A 24,281-nucleotide genomic window follows, 5' to 3' on the forward strand; every position below is an offset into this window, starting at 1 on the left:
GTAGACTATGCTAAGTCCAATAGATAAAACTTCAAGACTATCTATTGGAGTGAGCACTAGATGATTACTCTAAATAAAAGAAAGGCAACCCTATCTACTGGTGTTGCCCAACTCCTTATGTGAATCTATTTATTTAATGACGCAAGTGCTTTATCTAGACGCTCAAAACCAAGCTCTACGTCTTCTTTAGTAATAACTAGCGACGGAGTAAATCGAACAACATTGACTCCAGCAACAAGAACCATTAGCCCTTGTTCGCCTGCTGCTACAAGAACATCGCGAGCACGGCCTTGCCATGCGTCATTTAATGCGGCGCCAAGTAGTAAACCTTTGCCGCGGATCTCTGCGAACATATCGTATTTTGCATTTAACGCTTCTAGCCCATCGCGGAACCATTGCTCACGCTCTTTTACGCCAGCCAATGTTTCTGGCTTTGCCACTTCTTCCACAACGGCTTCAGCAACAGCACATGCTAATGGGTTACCACCATAAGTTGAACCGTGAGTACCCACTTTTAAGTGTTGAGCCAGATCTGTCGTTGTTAGCATGGCACCAATTGGAAAACCACCACCCAGTGATTTTGCAGTACTTAAAATATCAGGCGTAACGCCTAAGCCTTGGTACGCGTAAAAGTCACCAGTACGACCATTACCCGTTTGTACTTCATCAAAAATAAGCAGTGCGTTGTATTTATCACACAGTGATCTAACACCTTCTACAAATTCTGATGTAGGGGAGATTAATCCACCTTCACCTTGCAATGGCTCCATCATAATTGCACAGGTTTTTTCTGACATGTGCGCTTCAAGCTCTGCAAGATTATTGTATTCAAGATGAGAGATATCACCGGGCTTAGGACCAAAACCATCAGAATAAGCCGCTTGGCCACCGACGGTTACGGTAAAGAAAGTTCGACCATGGAAGCCTTGTTTAAATGCGATGATTTCACTTTTTTCTTCTCCATGAACATCGACAGCCCATCGTCTCGCTAATTTAAGAGCGGCTTCATTTGCTTCTGCACCTGAGTTAGCAAAGAAAACTTTTTCAGCAAATGACACCTCTGTGAGTTTTTTGGCCAAACGAATCGCAGGCTCATTGGTCATCACATTGCTAAGATGCCACAGCTTTTGTGATTGCTCTTGTAAGGCATTAACCATGATAGGATGACAATGCCCTAAGCAACTCACGGCAATACCACCAGCAAAATCAACGTACTCTTTGCCCGCTTGGTCCCACACTCGAGCACCTTCCCCTTTGACGGGGATCACTTCCATTGGGTTATAACAAGGTATCATTACATCATTAAAATCTTTACGTTCGACTTGTGAATTGGTCGTCATCACACTTTCCTTCTGCGTATGCCGTTTTTCAGCATAATATTTACAAATCATTAACCTTTTCAATAGCACAAAATTCTTTTTTTGAACTAAAAAAGTTCCATTTCCTATATCATATTGACTGATAAGTCAGTTTATTAGAATAGTTATAGAATAACGCTATAGCAGGTGAGTAGATAAGTAAACGAATTTATAAGAATAGAAGACACAAGGCTTATGCATAAATCTTCATATAAATAAGCAGAAAAAAAGACAAAAGAAAAAGTAAGAAGGGTGAACTAGATCGCTCTAGTTAACAGGGGAAATATTAATTATTTATTAATAAAATTAGAGAGGATATCGTGACCTTGCTCTGTCATTATCGATTCAGGATGAAATTGTACCGCTTCAATCGGCAGCGTTTTATGGCAAAAACCCATGATCTCATCCATTTCTCCCACTTCATTTTCTGTCCATGCAGTGACTTCAAAGCATGAAGGTAATGTCTCAGCTTTAACCACTAATGAATGATAACGAGTCACGGTAAGAGGATTATTCAGCCCTTTAAATACGCTTTGCTTAGTATGGATAATTGGCGATGTTTTTCCATGCATGACTTTTTTCGCACGTATCACGTCACCACCAAATACTTGAGCAATAGCTTGATGACCTAAACACACGCCTAAGATTGGCAGTTTCCCCGCAAAATATTCGATTGCTTGTAGTGAAATACCCGCTTCATTTGGCGTACAAGGTCCAGGGGAGATAACTAAATGAGATGGATTAAGTGCCTCAATACCTGCAATGTCAATGTCATCATTACGAACCACTTTTACCTCTGCACCTAACTCACAGAAATACTGATATAAGTTATAGGTAAACGAATCATAATTGTCGATCATTAACAGCATAAAAAACTACTTAAAAAGATGAATAAGAAATAAAATTGCTCGCAGAGAAACCCTACGAGCAATCTATTTTATCAGAGCTAAAGACTATGGGCGAGTAACAAAACCAACCGCTTCAAACGCTTTTTTCAATGTTACAGCAGCACGCTCAGAGGCTTTCTCTGCACCCGCTTTCATTACAGAATCCATGTAGGCACGATCTTCACGAATACGCTTGTATTCAGATTGAATCGGCTCAAGCATAGTCACAATTGCTTCACCAACGTCTTTCTTGAATGGACCGTACATTTCAACACCTTGGTATTGCGCTTCGATCTCTTCAAACGTTTTACCTGATGCCGCAGAGTACAGACCCATCAGGTTTGAAATGCCTGCTTTATTTTCCCAGTCATGGGCAATACGTGGTGGCATTTCTGCGTCTGTTTGTGCTTTATTAATCTTCTTAAGAATCGACTTAGGATCTTCTAGCAGTGTAATAACGTTCTTACGGTTATCATCTGATTTAGACATTTTCTTCGTCGCATCTTGCAGGCTCATTACACGCGCATTCACTTGTGGAATGTACGGTTCTGGCACGGTAAATAATGGCGCTTCAGGGCTGTAGATATTGTTAAAACGGTTAGCGATATCACGCGCTAGTTCTAAATGTTGCTTTTGATCACTACCAACAGGGACTTGATGTGCGCCATAAAGCAGAATATCTGCCGCCATTAATACTGGGTAATCAAATAAACCTACGTTAATGTCATTTGCATAACGCTTTGATTTATCTTTGAATTGAGTCATACGATTCAATTCACCCATTTGAGTGTAACAGTTAAGAAGCCAACCAAGTTGAGCATGCTCTGGTACGTGCGACTGAACAAATAGCGTGCTCTTCTTAGGATCAACACCAACCGCTAGACAAATTGCCAGTGCATCGAGTGTCGCTTCATGCAGCGCTTTAGGATCTTGACGAACCGTAATTGCGTGAAGGTCTACTACACAATACTGACAATCATAATCGTCTTGCATCTGTTGCCATTGACGTAGAGCACCCAAGTAGTTACCGATACTTAGTTCACCTGATGGTTGAACACCACTTAATACGATGGGCTTGCTCATGGTTATGATTCCTTGTTTAACTGTAAAAATTAAATGATCCACGATGGGATCATTTAATGGTTATTCTATTGTATTGATAGTCTTTATTTGTACTTATCAATGAATACTATCTTGCCACACTCATCACGGCTAATAAATGATTAAATTCATCACTCACCACATCAGGCTGACTATCTGCGATAGGCTCGCCATGGTTATAGCCATAAGTTAAACCAAAACTATGGCAACCGGCTGCTTGAGCTGCTTGAATATCATTTCTTGAGTCGCCCACCATCAACATCTCAGAAGCGCTTAATTGATGCTTATCGAGTAACCAATTTAGTGCAAATGGGTTCGGTTTTTTCTCAACGAAAGTGTCGCCACCAATAACATCAACAAAAAGATGAGCCAATTGATGCTGCTCAAGCAATTCTGGAACAAATTGCGCAGGTTTATTAGTCACTAAAGCTAAGGTGTATCCTTGCTGATGCAATGCTTCTAGTGTCTCTTTTACCTTTGGATATAAGTGACTTAACTCATGACCACCATCATGGTAGTGATGATCTAAGCGAGCGCGAGCTTGCTTAACCAATTCAGAGTCTAACCCTTCTCGAACTGTGACACTTTGGCTTAGTGCACGAGAAACAAGCACATCTGCACCATTACCAATCCAATGAGACGCTTGTTCTAGCGTTACTCTTGGGTAACCTACATCTTGCATAGCAAGGTCAACCGCACGAGCTAAGTCTGGAACGCTATCAAGCAGCGTCCCATCCAAATCAAAGGCGATCAGTTTGATGTTTTCAAACATGATTCTTAATTACCTTTTACTTTTGCTAGCTCTGCACGCATTTCATCAATCACTTCTTTGTAGTTTGGTTGATTAAAAATAGCAGAGCCCGCAACGAACATATCCGCACCCGCTTCAGCGATTTCACGGATGTTATCAACCTTCACACCACCATCAATTTCAAGACGAATATTACGGCCTGATTCATCGATAAGTTTACGAACTGCACGCAGTTTATCTAGAGTATGAGGAATGAATGATTGACCACCAAATCCTGGGTTAACTGACATAAGTAGGATCATGTCTACTTTATCTAGAATGTAATCAAGGCAAGATAATGGCGTTGCTGGGTTTAATACCACACCAGCCTGACAACCGTGCTCTTTAATTAATTGAAGCGTGCGATCAATATGCTCTGACGCTTCTACATGGAAGGTGATCATCGTTGCGCCTGCTTTAGCAAACTCAGGAACGATGCTATCTACTGGCTTTACCATAAGGTGAACATCGATTGGAGCCGTAATACCGTAATCACGCAGTGCTTTACAGATTGGTGCACCAAACGTTAAATTTGGCACATAATGATTATCCATTACATCGAAATGAACAACATCAGCACCTGACGCTAATACTTTTTCAACGTCTTCACCAAGACGAGCAAAATCAGCAGAGAGAATAGATGGTGCGATCAAAAAGTCTTTCATGTTGAGCCTCAGGTTAATAATTATTTCAGTATCGCCACGACGATATGGCGCAATCGATTAAATCGACGGCGCAATTCTACCTGATAATTATAAACCTGTCTTAAGCTCAATGAGTCTTTCGTGGGATTTTTGAAGGGTAACGATTAATTTACTCGCGGCACTCAGGCGCGTGGAATAACGCCATTAGCTCATCAACTTTATTACGACCGGCGCCATTTCGACTGATCGTACGCTTCACCTTAATAGTATTAAGGGTTGCACCGTGGTAAAGACGACGAGTCAATGTGGTGTCGTGATTAGAGATCAATACTGGGATATCACGCTCAAACGCGGCTTTTTCCGCAATGTCCGCTAATGCAGCTTGGTCATCAAGAGAAAAGCCATTACCTGCATAAGAGGTAAAATTCGCAGTGGTTGAAAGCGGAGCATAAGGAGGGTCACAATACACAACGGCACCTTTGCGTGCTCGCTTAAAGGTATCAACATAACCTTCGCAGACAAACGTTGCTTTCTTTGCTTTTTCGGCAAAAAAGTACATCTCTTTCTCTGGAAAGTACGGTTTTTTATACGAACCAAAAGGCACATTAAAACCGCCTTTTTTATTATAACGGCATAAACCATTAAAACCATGGCGATTCATGTATAAAAACAATAAAGAACGACGATAAGTATCTGTGCATTGGTTAAATTCAATGCGCAAATCAAGATACACTTCTTTTTGATTATATTCTGGTTGAAATAGCACTCGAGCATCTTCAACAAAACGCTCAGGATCATCTTTAAGGTGATTGTAAAGATTGATTAAATCAGGGTTTATGTCCGCAAGAAGGTAATGATCATAATCTGTATTTAAAAACACAGAACCAGCACCAACAAAGGGCTCAATCAATTTTCTTGCATCAGGAAGATGACGTTGAATTTCTTCTACTAGGCTATATTTACCGCCAGCCCACTTTAGAAATGCGCGATGCTTTTTCATACGTCTTTTACGCCTTTTTACCTTAATTCAGAAAGCGGGGGATTGTACCCTATTTTTTAGCTAGGATCTGTTTATCTTAGCGCTTATTTTACAGAATCAATTTCACGATGCACTTGCACTAACGATTTAGCCCAAGGCCCTAAAGATTGAACTGAACTTGGAAGGTTTTGTACCGCACCACGAGCAGCAGAAATAGACGCATAATCACCAAACGTAACGATATACCAAATAGAGCCATTACGAAGTGCTTGGTAGATACGAGCCGAGCCTTCAATTTGATGCTCATTCAGAAACTCTTGTACTGCAGTTTCAGTGGTTAACGCCGCCAATTGAAGAATATAGCGCTTATCTGAAATCGCTTTAAGCTCTTTATCTGCAATAGCAAAAGTCGCCTTCGCTTCTTCTGGTTTAGGCACATCCGATTGAGATATCTGACTCTTATCTTCTTCTACAATGGCAACCGTTGATTTCGTCGCCTCACCTACCTCTACTTGAGCTGAATTTGATAAGTCAGTGTTCATTTCGACTTCAGGCTCAATTGCCTCATTATCATTAATTAATGAGTCCACCAACTCAGATGGCACAACAACACGCTTTCCTTCTTCAACCTTAGAATCAACAACAATAGGCGTGTCGATTACTTCAGGCGGAATGGAACCCGTATCGTCTTCAGGCAAGTTATTACTTTGTAATTCTTCATCATTAACCTGAACTAATTCAGCATTAAGTTTATCATCAAGAGTAACGACTAACGGCTCATCACCATCAACTAAAGTTTCAATAACAGGCAGTTCTGATGATTGATAATTCAACCACCAATAGGTCCCTGCTGCGCCTAGCAATAAAAGAGAAGCCAAACCTAAAATACCAACAGGCGAATGTGTCACTGAGCGAATAATAATTCGGCGCTCTGCTTTTTTGTCTCCCAAAGCAATAAGCTCGGCAGGCAAATAATTACTTTTATCAACTAAATTACGGATGCGAAGTTTATCTTCTCTACTTGGAGCAAAACGAACAACCAGTATTTCAGTAAATGTCGCCGCCTCTTCTGCTGTCAGTGGTTCTATATCAATATCAACAGGTTTATTATCTTGGCCATAAGACATGCGTGCCAATCCAGGTGTTAATTTACCTGATTCTGAAAATAACAAGACATTGATTTGCCAATTTGGCGTTGATTGGGCTTTTTGAACTAGTAGCCATAACTCGCTAAGAAGCTCAGAAGAGAGTAAATGAGCATCATCAATCACTAATACGAGATTGCATTTTTCTCCCGCCAACATGCGACCGATACTATCAACAACCGTATCAGATTCATTAAATAACGGATCTCGAACGACTTGCTTTAAAATAATACCACGCTGCTGCTGAATCGATTGATTAGAATGACACATCAATAGTGCTTGATTTGCATCATCACACCACTTTTCAAGATATCGTTGAGCCAGCCATGATTTACCAGAGCCTTTAACCCCTTCTACATGCACTAAATTAGAACCAAACCGAGAAACAAATTGAATGCGTGATAGCACATCCAACTGACTTTCTAATTCCAATACAGTTAAATCATAACCAATACTCATATCTTACGCCTTACATTGCTCAATTACTTCGGCAAGCAGATCTTCAGAAACACCAGTTACCACTTCAGAACTGCCAATCGAGGTTGGTAGAACTAAGCGTAACTTACCTGACAAGACTTTCTTGTCACGCATCATGTGCTTCATAAATGCATCCACTGTCATTTCTTTTGGGGCTTTTAATGGTAATTTCGCTTTTTCTAAAATAGAACAAATACGTTCAACATCAGATTGTGAAATTAACCCTTCTTTTTGTGCAGTTACCGCTGCCATTACCGTACCAGCAGACACCGCTTCGCCATGCAGCCAATTACCGTAACCCATTTCTGCTTCAATCGCATGACCAAAAGTATGGCCTAAATTCAAGAGCGCGCGCATTCCTGATTCTTTTTCATCTTTTGCCACGACATCAGCTTTGATTTGACAACAACGGGAAATGGCATAAACCAACGCATCATGATCTAATGCATAAAGCTTATCCATGTTCTCATCAAGCCAATCAAAAAACTCGCGATCGACAATAATGCCGTACTTAATCACCTCTGCCATTCCCGCGGCGAATTCACGCTCAGGTAAGGTTTTAAGGCAATTAATATCAATAATAACAGCTTTAGGTTGATAAAAAGCACCCACCATATTCTTACCCAGCGGATGATTTATCGCGGTTTTACCACCAACTGATGAATCCACTTGCGAAAGAAGGGTTGTCGGTACTTGGATAAAATCAACACCTCGTTGATAACATGCAGAGGCAAAGCCAACCACATCACCAACAACACCACCGCCTAAAGCCACAATTGTTACATCACGGCTGTGGTTCTCTTCTAATAGAAAAGTAAGGATATTATTGAAAGTATCTAAATTTTTATATTGCTCACCATCGTCTAATTCAAGCAGTGATACTTGGCATTCAAACGTTTTCAAGGTGTCGATAATTTGTTGAGCATATAACGGCGCAACCGTCACATTACTGATAACGACAACACGTTTTTTGGCAGGTATTACAGATGAAAAATGCGCCGGGTTGCAAAACAACTCGGCGCCGATAGAGATGGGATAGCTACGTTCTGCTAAATCTACATGAATCGTTTCCATGATTCGTTCCCAGTATCTGTCTTAGTAAATAACTTGAATTAACGCTCTTCAAGCATTTGGATGATTTGATTTGCAACTACTTTTGCACTTTGATCATCGGTGCGAACAACGTAATCAGACACTTCTTCATAAAGTGCATTACGTTCTTTCGCTAGTGCTTCTAACACTTCACGAGGTTCATCAGTTTGAAGCAACGGACGTTTTTTGTCGCGTTGTGTGCGAGCTAGTTGCTTCTCAATTGTAGTTTCAAGATATACAACAACACCACGAGCAGATAAACGATTACGACTCTCTTTACTAATTACAGAGCCACCACCCGTTGCAAGTACAATCCCTTGCTCTTGGGTTAAATCGTTAATTACACCTTCTTCACGTATGCGGAAACCTTCTTCACCCTCAACGTCGAATACCCAAGCGATATCTGCGCCTGTACGTTCTTCAATTACCGTATCAGAATCAAGAAACTCCATATGAAGTTGCTGTGCTAAGTGTCTACCAATTGTACTTTTGCCGGCGCCCATTGGGCCAACAAGGAAAATATTTCGTTTTTCAGCCATTTTTTAGAAATTATGCAAAGTTCATTAACGACATTGCCAACAGTTGTCTCTTTCATAGACGCTTGTCTGTGGCACCATATTCCTCACAGATATTTTGTGATCAGACCGAAAATTATCTCAGTTTATAGCTAGTGATTGCAATAGCTAGATGAAAAGTTCAGCATAATAAATTTATTGACACTCCATTTCACTCAAAATTGGACATACTAAGTTACCCTATCTTATTACTCCATAACAACTTTTGGTGTAACGAAGATTAATAATTCTTGTTTTCCTATATTTTCAGAACTACGACGGAATAAAGCACCAAGTAGAGGTAAATCTCCAAGTAATGGTACTTTTTCCACACTATTTGATAACGAATGTTGATAGATACCGCCTAAAACAACAGTTTCACCATTATCGACCAGTACTTGAGTTCCAATTCGCTGAGTATCAATCGCTACCGCTTCACCTGTACCGGTTTTAACCACTTTCCCAGGTCTATCTTGAGTGACCGTTAAATCTAAAACCAAGCGATTATCTGGTGTAATTTGTGGCGTAACCATTAAACTTAATACCGCTTTTTTAAACGAAACGGATGTTGCCCCGCTCGATGACGCTTCTAAATAAGGGATTTCTGTACCTTGCTCAATATAAGCAGGCTTTTTATTGGTGGTTATTAATCTCGGGCTCGAAATAATCTCAGCTTTAGACTCTGCCTGTAAAGCGGAAAGCTCCAAATCTAATAATAAATCAGACCCTAACTTAGCAACCTGAAAAGCGATGCTTGATGCCGCAGGATTAGCCAATCCTAAATTTACATTTAAAAAATCATCAACGGGTAAGCCACCACCGCTACCGCCATCATAAAGACCTACGGCCGCTAAATTACTTTCAATTGACCCGCCAACTGTGGTGCTACCATTGGTATTGGTTATGCCCCAACGAACCCCTAACTCATCAAGGTTACCTTCATTTACCGTTACAATTCTTGCTTCTATTTGAACTTGTTTAATTGGTACATCTAAGCTTTCAATGATCTCTTTAACAACGTTTATATTTTCAGGAAGATCTCTTATCAATAAAGAATTAGTTCGCTCATCAACCGTAATGCTACCTCGGCTCGACAACATTGTCACCTCCCCCTCTCCTATCAAAAGTTCTGAAATATCAGAGGCTTTTGCATAATGAATAGGAATAATTATCGAAGAGAGTGCGCCTAACTCTGAAGCCATTTGAGCTTGCTCTAATACTTTTTTCTCTTGTGCATCCAACTCTGATTTAGGCGCAACTAAAACAACATTACCTTCCACTCGCTTATCTAGGTTTTTAACTTGTAAAATAATATCCAATACTTGTTGCCAAGGTACCCCGTCTAATCGCAACGTTAAGTTACCTTTCACAGAATCAGCGACGACCAAGTTAAAGTCATTATAATCCGCGATTAATTGTAATACATGCCTAACCGGGATGTCCTGAAAGTTAATCGATATAGGTTTGCTCTCTTGAGCATCAGGGGTGTTAGTTGTTTTTGCGCTAAGCTGTGGCTTTGAAATCACAACCTGTAAAGAACGATCTTTTAAAAAGTAGTCATATTGAAAATCACCTTTGATATCGACTGAAAGCAATGTACTTTTAGACTCTCGAAAGGTTTCAATTCGAGACACCAATGTCGAAAAATCTTCAACATCTAAAATAACCAACTTGTCATTACTGACTTTCGTATCATGCAGCTCTATCAATAATTTCCCTTTTTCTTTTCGTAAATCAACCGTGGCTGCTGCCGAGGCAAGAACAACCGAAATCACTCCTTCTTTTTTCTTTGTCGACTGAAAGTTCACATTAACGAGTTGGTTAAGTTCTATATCTTCTGCAAACGAAGAGTGGCTGAAAAAACTAAATATAAACAGCAAACATAGCTGAATAGAAAGTAATTTACTGCTTATTTTGCATCCTAGCAACATACGTATTCCTTGGTATCCCGTTAATGTTTTAGAGCTAATTTAACGTATCTTTTTTGCCAACATCCCATGCCATCAGGCAAGGTTTCCCTTAATGTCATGTACTGTGGTTTAATATCAACCACTTGACCATTATTGCTTCCCATGTATTGCCCTTTATGAACTTTCACTACGCTTCCCTTTGGCGTTTGTATTAATGCAGTAATATTATCGTTTGAGCCCATCACGCCTTTTAATCGTAATTTTCTCAACGCATATCGTTCAAGTGACCCATTTTTTTTTCTATATTTTGGTTGCCAACATGATTTTTTCTTTATTGGCTGTGTTGCAATTTCAGGTTGTTTTGGCAAGACAAATGGCGATCGCCCAGTGAGTTGAGCATAAGGAGTCACCGCAAATAATGTCACCTCCTCAAGCTGTTTAACCTCTGCATCTCCTTGCTTTTTAGCCTCTACATAAAAGACATCAAGTGGGTCGGTATTGGCTTTACATCCAACCAATAGAAAGACCATCACTGCTATAAAGCACCGATTTCTCATTCCTTCCCCTTAAATTGATAGGTATAAGCCATTACGCGAAAATGCAATGTACTGCTCTCTGTACTGACTCGTTGCATATCAATATTTTCCAAACTCACGATCCTTGGAAGATCAGCCATTGCTTCAGAAAATGAACCTATATCGTGATACTGACCGGTTAACTCAATATTCAGTGGCAACTTATAAAGGAAAGCTTTATTTTGTTTCTCACCCCAATCAATTCGTGTAAATGTTAATTTATTTTGAATCCCAACTTGGTTAATACCTGAAAGCATGCTCGCTAGCTCTTTTTGAGCAGGAAGTTGTTGTGCTAAAAATTCATAACGCAAGTTCAATTCATTCAGTTGGTTTTCCATTTTTGGCATTGCTGCCACTTGGTTATATTTATATTTCACCGTGCTTTTTAAGCTAAGCTCTTTTTGCTTTAGCTGTTCAATATCTTGAATCATTGGTTTTATCCAAAACCAATAGCCCATCCCTTGAACTACAAAACATAAAATAACAATAACTAATAACTGAGGAAGCAATGGCCACTCAGTAATTTCATCTAACTCAAGATCTCTCCAATCACTCATGCGAGTCACCCTTACCCATTGGAAGTAATTTAAATGAGAGTTCAAAGCTACTTACATCATGACCAAATATCTGTTTACCAGAGACAATTGAATGCATTTCTACTGACTCAATGTCGAGCGAACGTTCTAATTTATCCAATATAGTGGCTAAACGTGCATTGCTATCACTAAAGCCTTTTATTTCAATCGACCTTGCGTGCATTCGCACCTTATTTAAATAAATACCTTCCGTTACAATCCCAGGAAGAAGATTTAATAACTGCGTCGTTTTATTTCTATTTTGTTGCAACTCTTCAACAACCGCCAATCGAGTTAGTATTGCTTCGTGTTGTTTTCCAATCTCATTCAGCTCTTTTAATTCGCTATTTAACCAATTGATATGAGTATCTAATGATTGATTACGGTTTATTTGAGTTGAGTGCTGTAAGCTTAAGTACTTAGCCCATCCCCATTGAAAAGATACTGATAAAAGTACCCCAAAGGATAAGATCAATAAAAAGCGACGCTTGTACTTTTCTCTTTCTTTCTCACGCCAAGCTAATAAGTTTATTTGGTAAGCCACTCAACACCTCTTAATGCAAGCCCTGCAGCTAATGCATATTGATTTTCTAATGTATTAAGTTGAGCCTCTCGCCTTTTCGTACCATGAAATAAAGACATAATACTGAGCTGCTCTGTCGGCAGAGAGAGTTCATAACTCAATAAATTCGATAATTCAGGGAGCATTGAACCTCCTCCCGTTAACCAAACCCCCTCAACTTTATGATTATGAATAGAGGAATATAGCGTGAGTTGGCGGTGAATATGCTCAGCCAATAACGCAATAAATTGAGTGTATTTTTCTTCATTTAATGGTGTTAATGGGGATAATTCAATACCACTCTTTTGATGTGAAGCCCCAAACAAAAGCTGTTTACTATAAGTGTGCTGATTAGGAGAAGTAATACAGAAGGTGGTTTGACAATGGCCAATATCAATCAACATCCAATTTTTTTTACTCGGAGATTGAGTGATACTTTGTTGCCACAGCGCTAATAAGGCATGGGAATGAACCTCAGCAAGCACAGGTAAAAAACCCGCTCTCTTTAGACACCCTTCACGACTCTCAACCAAATCTTTTTTTGCTGCAAAAACTTGATACATTGATATTTGCTCGCTATTAACCCCTTTCTGATCCATTGCAACAAAATCAATGTTCAGCTCCTCGGCCAAAAAAGGCGTTTGCTGCTCAAATGTATGCATTACTGTGAATTCAGTTTCTTTTTCATCAAGCTGACTATCCACTTGGATAACCTTACTCATAATGCTGTTATCAGGAATTGAAAAAGCGACCTTTTTTTGATTTCGTTTGATTCCCTTTTTTAAATGGCATAAGTAAGGGATTACCTCTTCGATATGTAAAGTATTAACATCTAAAAAAGCAGATTCGGGCAGTAATACCTCATGGCTATCAATTAATTCTAATTGACCTTGTTTTAACCTCGCTGACACAGCTTTAATGCTATGATGCCCGATATCCAAGCCTGTGATAGTGGGATAAATCATCCTGATTTAACTCCAAGTAATAAATAAATATCTCAAAATTAAGCGTTAATTTGCGTTATTTTTTGTCGTGTTATATTTATACTACTCAGTTATGGGTTAGAAACGACAATACAGATTAAAGTAAACGGGAATTATCAGGTGAAGTTCATAAAGGCACTGCTTATAGCGACATTGGTTTGCATTATTCTTGGAGTCACAACAATTTTTGGTTTTTACCAATATGTGAAACCAGAATTACCAGACGTGGCAACATTGAAAGATGTACAACTACAAACACCAATGCAGGTATATAGCCGCGATGGTAAATTAATTGCTCAATTTGGCGAGAAGCGTCGTATTCCTCTAACATTAGAAGAGATGCCTCCTCATTTGCTTGAAGCAATTATCGCGACTGAAGACAGTCGTTTTTATAGCCATTATGGGTTTGACCCTATCGGTATTACTCGTGCTGCTTTTGCTGTTCTAGCTTCAGGCTCAGCAAAACAAGGGGCGAGTACCATTACTCAGCAGCTAGCTCGAAACTTCTTTTTATCTAATGAAAAGAAAATAATGCGAAAGATTAAAGAAATCTTTATTGCTGTCCATATTGAACAACTGCTCACCAAACAAGAAATTCTTGAGCTGTATTTAAACAAAATCTATTTAGGCTACCGTTCTTATGGTGTAGGCGCCGCAGCGCACGTGTACTTTGGTAAAGAAGTAAGCCAACTGACATTAGGTGAAGTTGCGATTATCGCAGGTTTACCAAAAGCCCCATCAACAATGAATCCTATTTACTCAGTTGATCGCGCCACTACTCGTCGAAACGTTGTTCTTTCTCGTATGCTTAATGAAGGCTACATAACCAAGCAAGAATTTGATGACGCAAGAGCCGAAATTGTTATGTCTAAATATCACGGTGCCGAAATCGAGCTTCAAGCGCCTTATATTGCAGAAATCGCCCGTGCATGGATGGTAAATAAATACGGTGAGGAGGCAGCTTATACTTCTGGCATGAATATCTACACGACTGTCGATTCAAAAATGCAAGCGGCAGCAAACAAAGCATCAATTGATAATCTGCTGGCTTATGACGAACGTCATGGCTTCCGTGGCGCAGTGAAAACAGTGTGGGAACCAAAAGCGACACCATTAGATGAAGATGCAATTGCTAAACATTTAAGAAATGAACCTTCTTATGGTGAGCTAATGCCTGCAGTTGTTTTATCTGTTAAAGGAAAAACAGCAACGCTTGATATTAAAAACAACGGTATCGCTACCATTCCATGGGATGGCTTAAAGTGGGCTCGTCGCTTTAAAACAGACAAACGTCAAGGTCCAGCACCTCATCGTGCGGCAGATATTTTAGCGGCAGGAGAGCAAGTGTATGTTCGCCCATTAAGCCAAGAAACTACCGATGACGTAACAACGACGGTTTGGAAACTAAGCCAAGTACCTGCTGCCAATACCGCTTTTGTTGCCATGGACCCAACAGATGGCGCAATAACATCACTAGTGGGTGGTTTCAACTTTGTTCATAACAAGTTTAACCGTGCAACGCAATCTGTGCGCCAAGTCGGCTCTAGTATTAAGCCATTCATTTACTCTGCTGCGCTGTACCACGGTAAAACATTAGCAAGCTTAGTAAATGATGCCCCGATCAATACTTGGGATCAAAGCCAAGGTACGGCATGGCGACCAAAAAATTCGCCCCCAACTTATGTTGGCCCTGCGCGCCTACGTATTGGTTTAGCTCAATCTAAAAACGTAATGGCCGTTCGTGTATTACGTGAAGTTGGCTTAGATGAAACCATTGATTATCTCACTCGCTTTGGCTTTAAAAAAGAAGAGATCCCTCGTTCTGAAACCATCGCTCTGGGTGCAGGCAGCTTAACACCAGTTCAAATGGCACAAGGTTTCGCTGTATTTGCCAATAATGGCTATTACGTAGAACCTTATTATATTGACCATATCATCGGTCCTTTTGGTGATGAAGTATATAAAGCGACACCAAAAACCATTTGCCAAACAGATTGCTCGGATCAAAATGATGAAGACTCGCCTTATGCAAAGAAAGTGATTTCTGCACAAAATGCATTCTTAACTAAGGAAATGATGTACAGCAATATTTGGGGTGGTGGTAGCTGGCGTAAAGGTACAGGCTGGAACGGCACTGGCTGGCGAGCACAAGTATTAAAACGTCGTGATATTGGTGGTAAAACAGGGACAACCAATGACTCTGTTGATGCTTGGTATAACGGCTATGGACCAAATGTAGTCGCAACAGCATGGGTAGGTTTTGATAATCCATCACACCGATTAGGTTACACCACAAAAAATGACAACATGGCCAAAGAAGAAATGTCCTTTGGTGGTGAAGCGGGTGGTAAAACGGCTATCTATGCATGGATCAACTTTATGAAAGTGGCGCTTGAAGGTGTGACAGAAGAACAGCAACGCCTTCCAGCAAACATCATTAAAGTCAAAATAGACCGTGAAACAGGCCTATTAACCAACAAAAATGATGAAACTAGTATGTGGGAATACTTTGCTGCCGGCACTGAGCCGAAAGAGTACGTAGAACAAGATTTTCGAGACACAATCTACTCATCGAATGATGCGGATGGCGACGGAATGGAAGACGAAACTCTCTTCTAACCTAGCTATTAACAGCAATAAAAAAGGACGCTAATTTAGCGTCCTTTTTGTTTCTTATCGCTCAATACAACTTAGCTTATAACCTCTGTCATTTTCTTTTCAATCTCTTTAGCTAAATCTTCATAGCGAGCTCGCAGTGGTGAACCAGGACGATAAGCCAATACGATTTGTCGATGTGGTACAGGATCTTTTGCTGGCAAATAACACACTCCATCACGCACTTTTTCTTTAGGTACTGAAAGGTAAGGCATTAATGTAATTCCACTGCCCGCGGCAACCATATTGCGCAGAGTTTCTAGACTGGTTGCTTTGAAATGATCATCATCCTTAGCTCCAGCAGCAAAACAAAAACCTAATGCTTGATCACGTAAACAATGCCCATCCCCTAACATTAAAACTGACTCGCCACTTAATCGAGACATATCTATTGTCCCTTCATCCGCCCATTTATGATCTGCTGGAACCGCAAGCACCATTGGCTCGTCATAAACTGGTATTTCAATAAATGCGCTTGTCTCATCAACAGAGGCCAATATCATGCAATCAATCTTGCCCTCTTCTAACATTTTAACTAATTGATGCGTTTGAGCCTCATGTAGGTAGAGATTTAAGTCTGGAAATCTTTCTTTTAATGTTGGTACGATCCAAGGCAGTACATAAGGGCCAACCGTAGGAATAAAGCCAAGATGCAATGGCCCAGACATACCCTTACTTTGTTGGTTAGCTAATTCAGAAAACAGCTTAACTTCAGTTAAGATTCGCTTAGCCTGAGCTACTAATTGTAAGCCTGCATCGGTAAATAACACCTTACGACTGGTTCTTTCTAATAAGGTTAATCCAACCTCTTCTTCTAGCTTCTTTATCTGTCCACTTAACGTAGGCTGACTAACAAAGCAAGACTCTGCCGCCTTACGAAAGTGTTTATGTTCAGCAAGTGCGACCAAGTACTCAAAATCACGGATATTCATGTATTACACTCCTGATAGCTTTGATTCATAATATGACATTACTATTTGATAGTTTTTAACGATTGAAACGATAACACCAAACGATTAGAACTATCAAGAAAGGTTTTGCATAATAGCTACATCAACCGGGAAGACCCCGAATAAGAAATTAAAATTAATTAAAATTTAAAGGACATCATTATGTTTACATCTAAAGAAGGTCAATCAGTTCCTCAAGTTACTTTTCCTACACGTAAAGGCGACGCTTGGGTTAACGTAACAACAGAAGAACTATTTAAAGACAAAACCGTTATCGTATTTAGCCTTCCAGGTGCATTTACTCCAACGTGTTCTTCAAGCCACCTACCTCGTTACAACGAGCTGCATTCTGTATTTAAAGAAAATGGTGTAGATGACATCTTATGTGTTTCTGTAAACGATACGTTTGTAATGAACGCATGGAAAGCAGACCAAGAAGCTGAAAACATCACCTTCATCCCAGATGGTAACGGCGAATTCACAGATGGCATGGGCATGCTAGTTGAGAAAAATGACCTTGGTTTTGGTAAGCGTTCATGGCGTTACAGTATGCTAGTGAAAAACGGCGTGGTAGAAAAAATGTTCATCGAAGAAGACGTAGCAGGCGACCCGTTCAACGTATCTGATGCTGATACTATGCTGAACTACCTAGCTCCTGAACACAAAGAGCAAGAGTCAATCACAGTATTCACTAAACCAGGCTGCCCTTTCTGTATGAAAGCGAAACAGAACCTAATCGATAAAGGTCTGAACTATGAAGAAGTGGTACTAGGCAAAGACGCGACAACAGTTAGTCTACGTGCAATCTCTGGTCGCACTACCGTTCCTCAAGTATTCATTGGCGGTAAACACATCGGTGGCAGCGAAGAGCTAGAAACGTTCCTAGGTTAATCTCTTAAGATAGACCATCAACTAGCCCACCACTTTGTGGGCTAGTTAATCACTTCAAAGATTAGAAAACACAGCAACGCCAAACACTCAAACTAACCTATTATCTGACTGACTTAAAAATAATAATAAAAGTCGGAGGGGTTCGTTCACTCAAAATAAAGCGATTACGAGAGAATTATTATGAAACAAGTCAATGTAGATGTAGCTGTTATCGGTGGTGGTACAGCAGGTTTAGGCTCTTACCGTGCAGCAAAAGCACATACTGACAGTGTTGTCATGATCGAAGGCGGCCCTTACGGTACCACTTGTGCTCGTGTTGGTTGCATGCCATCAAAGCTATTAATTGCAGCAGCAGAAAGCGTTCACCAAATTGAAAAAGCACCTCAATTTGGTATTCACCCTCAAGGTGAGATCGTGATTAATGGCCGTGAAGTCATGGACCGAGTAAAATTTGAACGTGACCGTTTTGTTGGCTTTGTTTTAGAAGGCGTTGATGAAATACCAGCAGAAGATAAAATCTCTGGCTACGCTAAATTTTTAGATGACAACACGTTACAAGTTGACGACCACACTATCGTCACTGCAAAGCGCATTGTTATCGCAACAGGCTCTCGCCCTGCTTACCCTGCAGTATGGAATGAGTTAGGTGATCGTTTGATCATCAATGATGATGTATTTAATTGGGATGATTTACCAAAATCAGTCGCGGTATTTGGCCCTGGCGTTATTGGCCTTGAGCTTGGTCAATCTCTTCACCGTTTAGGTGTTGAAACCAAGCTATTTGGTCTAGGTGGCCAAGTTGGTCCTGTCACAGACCCAGAAGTAATGGCTTATGCAAACAAAGCCTTCAATGAAGAGTTTTATCTTGATGCTGATGTAAAAGTAGAAAGCATGAAACGTATTACTACTGAGTCAGGTGAAGATCGCGTTGAAATTAAATTCATCAACAAACAAGGTGAACTAGAAACTAATCTTGTTGAATATGTATTAGCCGCAACAGGCCGTCGCCCAAATACTGATAAATTAGGTCTAGAGAATACTTCTCTTGAACTAGATGCTCGTGGGGTACCAACGGCAGACCATTACACACTGCAAACGTCACTATCAACCGTATTTATTGCAGGTGATGCAAGTAACCAACTGCCGTTATTGCACGAAGCCGCAGACCAAGCACGTATTGCTGGTGATAATGCTGGTCGTTTCCCCGAGATCCGTGCAGGCCTTCGCCGTTCGAAAATCTCAGCGGTTTTCTCTGACCCACAAATTGCGATGGTTGGTGAAACGTATAAAGAAATTACAACACGTTTAGGCACTTGTGGTTGTTTCGCAACAGGCGAAGTCTCTTTTGAAAACCAAGGTCGCTCACGAGTGATGCTACGTAATAAAGGGATTCTTCATGTATACGGAGAACAAGGAACTGGTCGCTTCCTAGGTGCAGAAATGATGGGACCAAATGCTGAGCATTTAGCGCATTTATTGGCTTGGGCACACCAAAATAAGATGACGGTATCAGAGATGTTAGATATGCCTTTCTACCACCCAGTAATCGAAGAAGGTGTTCGTACTGCACTTCGTGATTTAAATGCCAAATTACATTTAGGTCCTGAAATGATCAAACACTGCATGGATTGTGGCCCTGGCTGTTAATCAAAAAAATAACCTTTAAAAAAATAGAAGACCAATGTTTGCGCATTGGTCTTTTTGCATTTAAAGTTCAGAGCATTGCGTATTAGTCTAAGAATCTATCATCATGTCATGTAAAACTTGTCGTTCAGACATCTTTAAACAAAAGCTTGGTCGTTGCCCCCGTTGCATGAAACAACTTACTTTTCTCTCTATTGGCGGTTGGCTCACATGGCTAGAATTCTTCCAAGCAACGCCTTACCAAATCGAAGCGATTGCAATTTTGATTGCCAGTATTCTTTTTAGCAGTTTACTTATCTTGCATTTTTTTATGATGAGGTACTATCGACTAATAACTAAAAAGACTAGAAAAAATAAGTCAACAACTCATCACGACGCAACTTAAATATCGATATGATTATCTAATTAACTTTATTTTTACTAAATAAAAGCAAATCAAACTGGCAATAATTCCCGATAAAACACCTGTAGTTGATTCAATGAAACGTAAAAAAGAGTTCATGATTGGATTAGCGTCGGTTACGGTTGAAACGATCACAATAACAGCAATAGTAATATTAGCTAATTTGATATATTGGTTATATGAAAAAAGAAGGCAAACAAAAGAGCAAACCATTATCAATACAGTAAATGTCAACACATTAAAGGGAATGTATAAAAGATAAACGGCAGATAGCACACTACCGATCCCTGTGCCTACAATTCGATTTTTTGCAGTATTAAATAACGTCGCCTTGTTTAAGTCTTCGTCTAAAATAAATCCTGAGATTACAGCCCATAAACCACCAATCATTGCAGTTTCTGGCATAAAGAAATCACTGAAATAAAATCCTGCGCTGTATGCTAGGAAAACTGTTAGAGTGTAACGTATTAATATAAATAAATTATTCATTATCTTAATTTTCAAATTAATAACCGTAATAATTATTATAGTGCGTGGTGCTGAATATATGGGAATTCAGATAAAAATAAAGCCCTGACATCAATGTAGATGTCAGGGCCTCTTAGAATCTTTCTAAGAAAAAGCAGTATTCATAAGACTAGTATCAAATGAAAAAGTTCACCACTTTTTCTTTTTTATTTTGACTAAATAGCTAAGCGTATCGCATAACTATTGTAACATTCATTAAGCAACATAGGTTTTTATGATCACTTGCTCTTGAAGGTTAAACTCAAGTGCAACTTCATCACATGCGTGTTGACGAGGGCATTGGTCACAATCTTTTAAAACCTTCTCAGGCAGCAGTGAGCGAGACGTTGGAATAAAGTCTTGCTTCATAAAGAACTCAGGAACACGAGTCAGTACAAATACTTTCTTAATCGCCATTTCACGAGCTTTCTCAACTAAGTGTTGAACAATCGCTTTACCTTGACCTTGGCTTTGCCAACCTGCTTCAACACCTAACGAGCGAATCTCAGCTAAACCAGAATCGTATACATATAAAGATGCACAGCCGGTCACTTCTCCGTGATGCTCTGATACAGCAAACGAGCCGATGTCACGCACCAATTCATTACGATTACGGGGTAAGTTCTCACCAAGGCCAGCCCAATACGCAACCATTCCTTCTAATGCATCTAAATCAGTTAAACGAGCAGGACGTACTTTCACTCCCGTTGAATCACGCTCTTCTAAACGTTTACCTGCTTGCTCTACAGCATAAGCGACCTGCTCTGGTGCAACACCACCAAGAGCACAACGTTTAGCAAGACAAGATTCAATGGTTAAGATCTGATATACATCTTCCTCTATTACATCAGAGAATGCTTTTAACTCTGCAATAGAAAGTTCTTCTAGTGCACACCCTTTCTCTATTGCGCCAACAACAGCAACACCGACAATATGATGCGCCTCACGGAATGGGATGCCTTTGGCTACTAAATAATCCGCTAATTCTGTTGAGTTTGCATAGCCCTGTTTTGCCGCTTCAAGGGTACGCTCACTATTAATTTTAATGCCTTCAAAGCACAGTGCAGCCATTTCAATGCAATCAGACCAGCTGTCTAACGCATCAAATAAGCCTTCTTTATCTTCTTGCATATCCTTGTTATAGGCCAGAGGCAGTGCTTTAACTGTCATCATCATGCCAGCCAATGCTCCGTATACACGGCCACATTTACCACGAATAAGCTCTAACGCATCTGGGTTTTTCTTTTGTGGCATTAATGAGGAACCCGAGGTTACCGTATCTGCCAACTCTATGAAGTTTGATTCACCAGAGTTATAAAAAATCATATCTTCTGCAAGACGAGATAAGTGAACCATTGAGATTGAAGCAATCGACATTAACTCCATCACATGGTCACGATCCGACACAGAATCTAGGCTGTTACGCGTTGCACGTTGAAAGCCAAGGTTACGAGCCAGTTTCTCACGATCCATTGGATAAGCCGTACCCGCTAAGGCACCAGAGCCTAATGGACAAGTATCTAAACGGTTAACCGCATCTTCAAGACGAGAGTAATCACGTTCAATCATCTCAACATAAGCTAAACACCAGTGAGCAAATGTTACCGGTTGCGCACGTTGTAAGTGCGTATAGCCAGGCAATACCGTTGCTTGATGTTCGCTTGCGACAGTAACGAGTTGATTGAGAAGTAAATCAAGAGTACGAAGCAGTTGATGGCCTTGTTGGCGACACCATAATTTTAAATCCGTCGCCACCTGATCATTACGCGAACGGCCTGTGTGTAATTTTTTACCTAAATCACCCACTTTACCAATCAGCTGAGTTTCAACCCAGCTATGAATATCTTCCGCATCAGATAATAAAATCTGCTCTGGATCTTCCATTACTTCAAGCTTAAGTTCATTTAAAGCTAATTCAAGTTTTTGCTGTTCAAGTTCATTAATCACATTGACAGAAAGTAATGCTTTAGACCATGCAATAGAGCCGACAATGTCTTGTTCTGCAAGGCGATAATCGATACGAAGTGAATCGTTAAATTGTTTAAATCTTGTGTCTGCTGCTTGACTAAAACGTCCGCCCCATAATGCCATGGTGTCTCTCCTAAATGCACAGTGCTCACTGCTTTTTGCAAATATTAATTCTGATTCAATTCAGTATTTTTCTTGATAGTTCAAACTTACGGTAATTCTTGGTAAAAATAAAGGTTTAATTCACTTTATTTACATACTTATTCATCAGTACACACATTACCCTAAGTACTAATGTTTAGATAAAAAAAATCGAAGCGCATTTAGTTATTAAATGCACTTCGATTAGTGTAAATCAATTTGTTTAAGTATTGTTACTGAACATGAAAATTATTTGCTATTCAATGCACGAATACGGCTTGATAGTGAGTAAAGACGAATAAAGCCTTCAGCATGACTTTGGTCATACACTTCATCAGCGCCAAACGTTGCAAACTCTTCTGAGTATAAGCTGTTATCTGAACGCTTTTGAGTGACTGTTGCTTGACCTTTGTAAAGCTTAATCACAACGTCACCATTTACGTCTTGCGCCAACTCTTCTGTTGCAGCTAGGATAGACTTACACAACGGCGTAAACCAACGACCATCATATACAAGATGAGAAGCTTTAATTCCCAACTCTTCACGAAACTCAAATGAAGCTTTATCTAAAACCAGTTGCTCTACAGCACGCAATGCTTCATTGATGATGGTTCCACCTGGAGTTTCGTAACAACCACGAGACTTCATGCCTACCAAACGGTTTTCAACGATATCAATACGACCAACACCGTGCTTAATGCCTTTCTCATTTAGGTAAACAACGACTTCATAAGGCGTCATTGTTTTACCATCAACCGCAACAACGGCTCCTTTTTCTACTTTTAAAGAAACCATCTCTGATTCATTGGGTGCTTGCTCTGGATCAACCGTCCACGCCCAACAATCGTCATTTGGTGCATTCCATGTATCTTCAAGAACACCGCCTTCTGTTGAGATGTGCCATGCATTTGCATCGCGAGAATAAATTTTAGTTAATGATGCTGAGCAAGGGATATTACGCTCAGCAAGGTAATCTAAACACTCTTCACGGCTAACCAGATCCCACTCACGCCATGGTGCAATCACATGCAGATCAGGGGCAAGTGCAGCAAAAGCGCCTTCAAAACGAATTTGGTCATTACCTTTACCTGTACAGCCATGGCACAATGCATCGGCTCCTACATTACGTGCAACTTCAACTTGTGCTTTAGCAATAATAGGACGTGCCATTGATGTACCAAGTAGATATTTCCCTTCATACAAAGCGCCTGTTTTAAGCGTTGGGTAAATGTATTCAGCAACCATTTCTTCTTTTAGATCAGCGATATAACATTCAGTAGCACCTGATGCGATGGCTTTTGCTTCAATGCCTTCTAGCTCTTCAGCACCTTGACCAACATCAGCGACAAATGCGATAACTTCACAGTGGTAGTTTTCTTTTAACCACGGGATGATCACAGAGGTATCTAGGCCACCTGAGTATGCAACAACAACCTTGTTTACTTTTATTTTCTTGCTCATTCTATTCTCCTTGCTCCGCATACTCGCGG

The 24,281-nt window shown here is 40.2% G+C and carries 22 protein-coding genes; 4 read left to right on the forward strand and 18 right to left on the reverse strand.

What is annotated here, in order from left to right:
* Positions 1-125: 125 nt before the first annotated feature.
* The 14 genes from F8B77_RS13945 to pilM form a co-directional block, all read right to left on the reverse strand.
* The gene (locus tag F8B77_RS13945; RefSeq protein ID WP_130088140.1) at positions 126-1,340 is read right to left on the reverse strand and encodes an aspartate aminotransferase family protein; all 1,215 of its coding nucleotides are present in this window, start codon (positions 1,338-1,340) and stop codon (positions 126-128) included.
* Between the two features lie 308 nt (positions 1,341-1,648).
* Positions 1,649-2,227: an aminodeoxychorismate/anthranilate synthase component II gene (locus F8B77_RS13950; RefSeq protein WP_151655903.1), complete on the reverse strand. Its 579-nt coding sequence runs from the start codon at positions 2,225-2,227 to the stop codon at positions 1,649-1,651.
* Positions 2,228-2,311: 84 nt separating this feature from the next.
* Positions 2,312-3,328, reverse strand: coding sequence for a tryptophan--tRNA ligase (gene trpS / locus F8B77_RS13955; protein ID WP_060992628.1), 1,017 nt, complete (start codon positions 3,326-3,328; stop codon positions 2,312-2,314).
* Positions 3,329-3,434: 106 nt separating this feature from the next.
* Positions 3,435-4,118: a phosphoglycolate phosphatase gene (locus F8B77_RS13960; protein WP_151655905.1), complete on the reverse strand. Its 684-nt coding sequence runs from the start codon at positions 4,116-4,118 to the stop codon at positions 3,435-3,437.
* A gap of 5 nt (positions 4,119-4,123) precedes the next feature.
* On the reverse strand, positions 4,124-4,801 hold the full coding sequence (rpe, locus tag F8B77_RS13965; RefSeq protein WP_151655906.1) for a ribulose-phosphate 3-epimerase: 678 nt from the start codon (positions 4,799-4,801) through the stop codon (positions 4,124-4,126).
* 148 nt (positions 4,802-4,949) lie between these two features.
* A complete protein-coding gene (gene dam, locus F8B77_RS13970; RefSeq protein ID WP_130047183.1) occupies positions 4,950-5,780 on the reverse strand; it encodes an adenine-specific DNA-methyltransferase in 831 nt (276 codons plus the stop codon).
* A gap of 83 nt (positions 5,781-5,863) precedes the next feature.
* On the reverse strand, positions 5,864-7,363 hold the full coding sequence (locus F8B77_RS13975) for an SPOR domain-containing protein (RefSeq protein ID WP_151655908.1): 1,500 nt from the start codon (positions 7,361-7,363) through the stop codon (positions 5,864-5,866).
* Between the two features lie 3 nt (positions 7,364-7,366).
* The gene (aroB, locus tag F8B77_RS13980; protein WP_151655910.1) at positions 7,367-8,455 is read right to left on the reverse strand and encodes a 3-dehydroquinate synthase; all 1,089 of its coding nucleotides are present in this window, start codon (positions 8,453-8,455) and stop codon (positions 7,367-7,369) included.
* A gap of 38 nt (positions 8,456-8,493) precedes the next feature.
* A complete protein-coding gene (aroK, locus tag F8B77_RS13985) occupies positions 8,494-9,012 on the reverse strand; it encodes a shikimate kinase AroK (protein WP_012551169.1) in 519 nt (172 codons plus the stop codon).
* Positions 9,013-9,236: 224 nt separating this feature from the next.
* Positions 9,237-10,958 carry a type IV pilus secretin PilQ gene (locus F8B77_RS13990; RefSeq protein WP_151655913.1) on the reverse strand — a complete coding sequence of 574 codons (1,722 nt, stop codon included), beginning with the start codon at positions 10,956-10,958 and terminating at the stop codon, positions 9,237-9,239.
* 20 nt (positions 10,959-10,978) lie between these two features.
* Complete coding sequence (locus tag F8B77_RS13995; protein ID WP_151655915.1) at positions 10,979-11,494, reverse strand: pilus assembly protein PilP; 516 nt, start codon at positions 11,492-11,494, stop codon at positions 10,979-10,981.
* Positions 11,491-12,069, reverse strand: a complete 579-nt coding sequence (locus tag F8B77_RS14000; protein WP_151655917.1) for a type IV pilus inner membrane component PilO — start codon at positions 12,067-12,069, stop codon at positions 11,491-11,493. Before F8B77_RS14000 ends, F8B77_RS13995 begins: the two co-directional genes overlap by 4 nt.
* Positions 12,062-12,631, reverse strand: a complete 570-nt coding sequence (locus tag F8B77_RS14005) for a PilN domain-containing protein (protein WP_151655919.1) — start codon at positions 12,629-12,631, stop codon at positions 12,062-12,064. The genes F8B77_RS14000 and F8B77_RS14005 overlap by 8 nt, the downstream gene beginning before the upstream one ends.
* Positions 12,616-13,614, reverse strand: a complete 999-nt coding sequence (pilM, locus tag F8B77_RS14010) for a type IV pilus biogenesis protein PilM (RefSeq protein ID WP_151655921.1) — start codon at positions 13,612-13,614, stop codon at positions 12,616-12,618. The genes F8B77_RS14005 and pilM overlap by 16 nt, the downstream gene beginning before the upstream one ends.
* Positions 13,615-13,752: 138 nt before the next feature.
* On the opposite strand from pilM, the gene F8B77_RS14015 reads away from it, so the two are divergent.
* Entirely contained in the window at positions 13,753-16,251 is a 2,499-nt protein-coding gene (locus F8B77_RS14015) for a penicillin-binding protein 1A (protein WP_151655923.1), read from the forward strand.
* Positions 16,252-16,322: 71 nt separating this feature from the next.
* Here the strand turns inward: F8B77_RS14015 and oxyR are convergent, their stop codons facing one another.
* Positions 16,323-17,219, reverse strand: a complete 897-nt coding sequence (gene oxyR / locus F8B77_RS14020; protein ID WP_151655925.1) for a DNA-binding transcriptional regulator OxyR — start codon at positions 17,217-17,219, stop codon at positions 16,323-16,325.
* Positions 17,220-17,399: 180 nt separating this feature from the next.
* Here oxyR and F8B77_RS14025 point away from each other — a divergent pair, with 180 nt between their 5' ends.
* From F8B77_RS14025 to F8B77_RS14035, 3 genes are all read left to right on the forward strand, one after another.
* Complete coding sequence (locus F8B77_RS14025) at positions 17,400-18,128, forward strand: glutathione peroxidase (RefSeq protein ID WP_151655927.1); 729 nt, start codon at positions 17,400-17,402, stop codon at positions 18,126-18,128.
* Positions 18,129-18,308: 180 nt separating this feature from the next.
* Entirely contained in the window at positions 18,309-19,775 is a 1,467-nt protein-coding gene (locus F8B77_RS14030; RefSeq protein ID WP_151655929.1) for a dihydrolipoyl dehydrogenase, read from the forward strand.
* A 103-nt stretch (positions 19,776-19,878) separates the two neighbouring features.
* Positions 19,879-20,157: a DUF3624 domain-containing protein gene (locus tag F8B77_RS14035; protein WP_151655931.1), complete on the forward strand. Its 279-nt coding sequence runs from the start codon at positions 19,879-19,881 to the stop codon at positions 20,155-20,157.
* A 12-nt stretch (positions 20,158-20,169) separates the two neighbouring features.
* Here the strand turns inward: F8B77_RS14035 and F8B77_RS14040 are convergent, their stop codons facing one another.
* From F8B77_RS14040 to F8B77_RS14050, 3 genes are all read right to left on the reverse strand, one after another.
* The gene (locus F8B77_RS14040) at positions 20,170-20,664 is read right to left on the reverse strand and encodes an FUSC family protein (RefSeq protein ID WP_151655933.1); all 495 of its coding nucleotides are present in this window, start codon (positions 20,662-20,664) and stop codon (positions 20,170-20,172) included.
* A 234-nt stretch (positions 20,665-20,898) separates the two neighbouring features.
* Positions 20,899-22,773, reverse strand: coding sequence for an argininosuccinate lyase (gene argH, locus F8B77_RS14045; protein ID WP_151655935.1), 1,875 nt, complete (start codon positions 22,771-22,773; stop codon positions 20,899-20,901).
* Positions 22,774-23,040: 267 nt separating this feature from the next.
* Positions 23,041-24,252: an argininosuccinate synthase gene (locus F8B77_RS14050; protein WP_130047191.1), complete on the reverse strand. Its 1,212-nt coding sequence runs from the start codon at positions 24,250-24,252 to the stop codon at positions 23,041-23,043.
* Positions 24,253-24,281: the final 29 nt, after the last annotated feature.

It is taken from the genome of Aliivibrio finisterrensis (assembly GCF_008933155.1).
Lineage (GTDB): Bacteria > Pseudomonadota > Gammaproteobacteria > Enterobacterales > Vibrionaceae > Aliivibrio > Aliivibrio finisterrensis.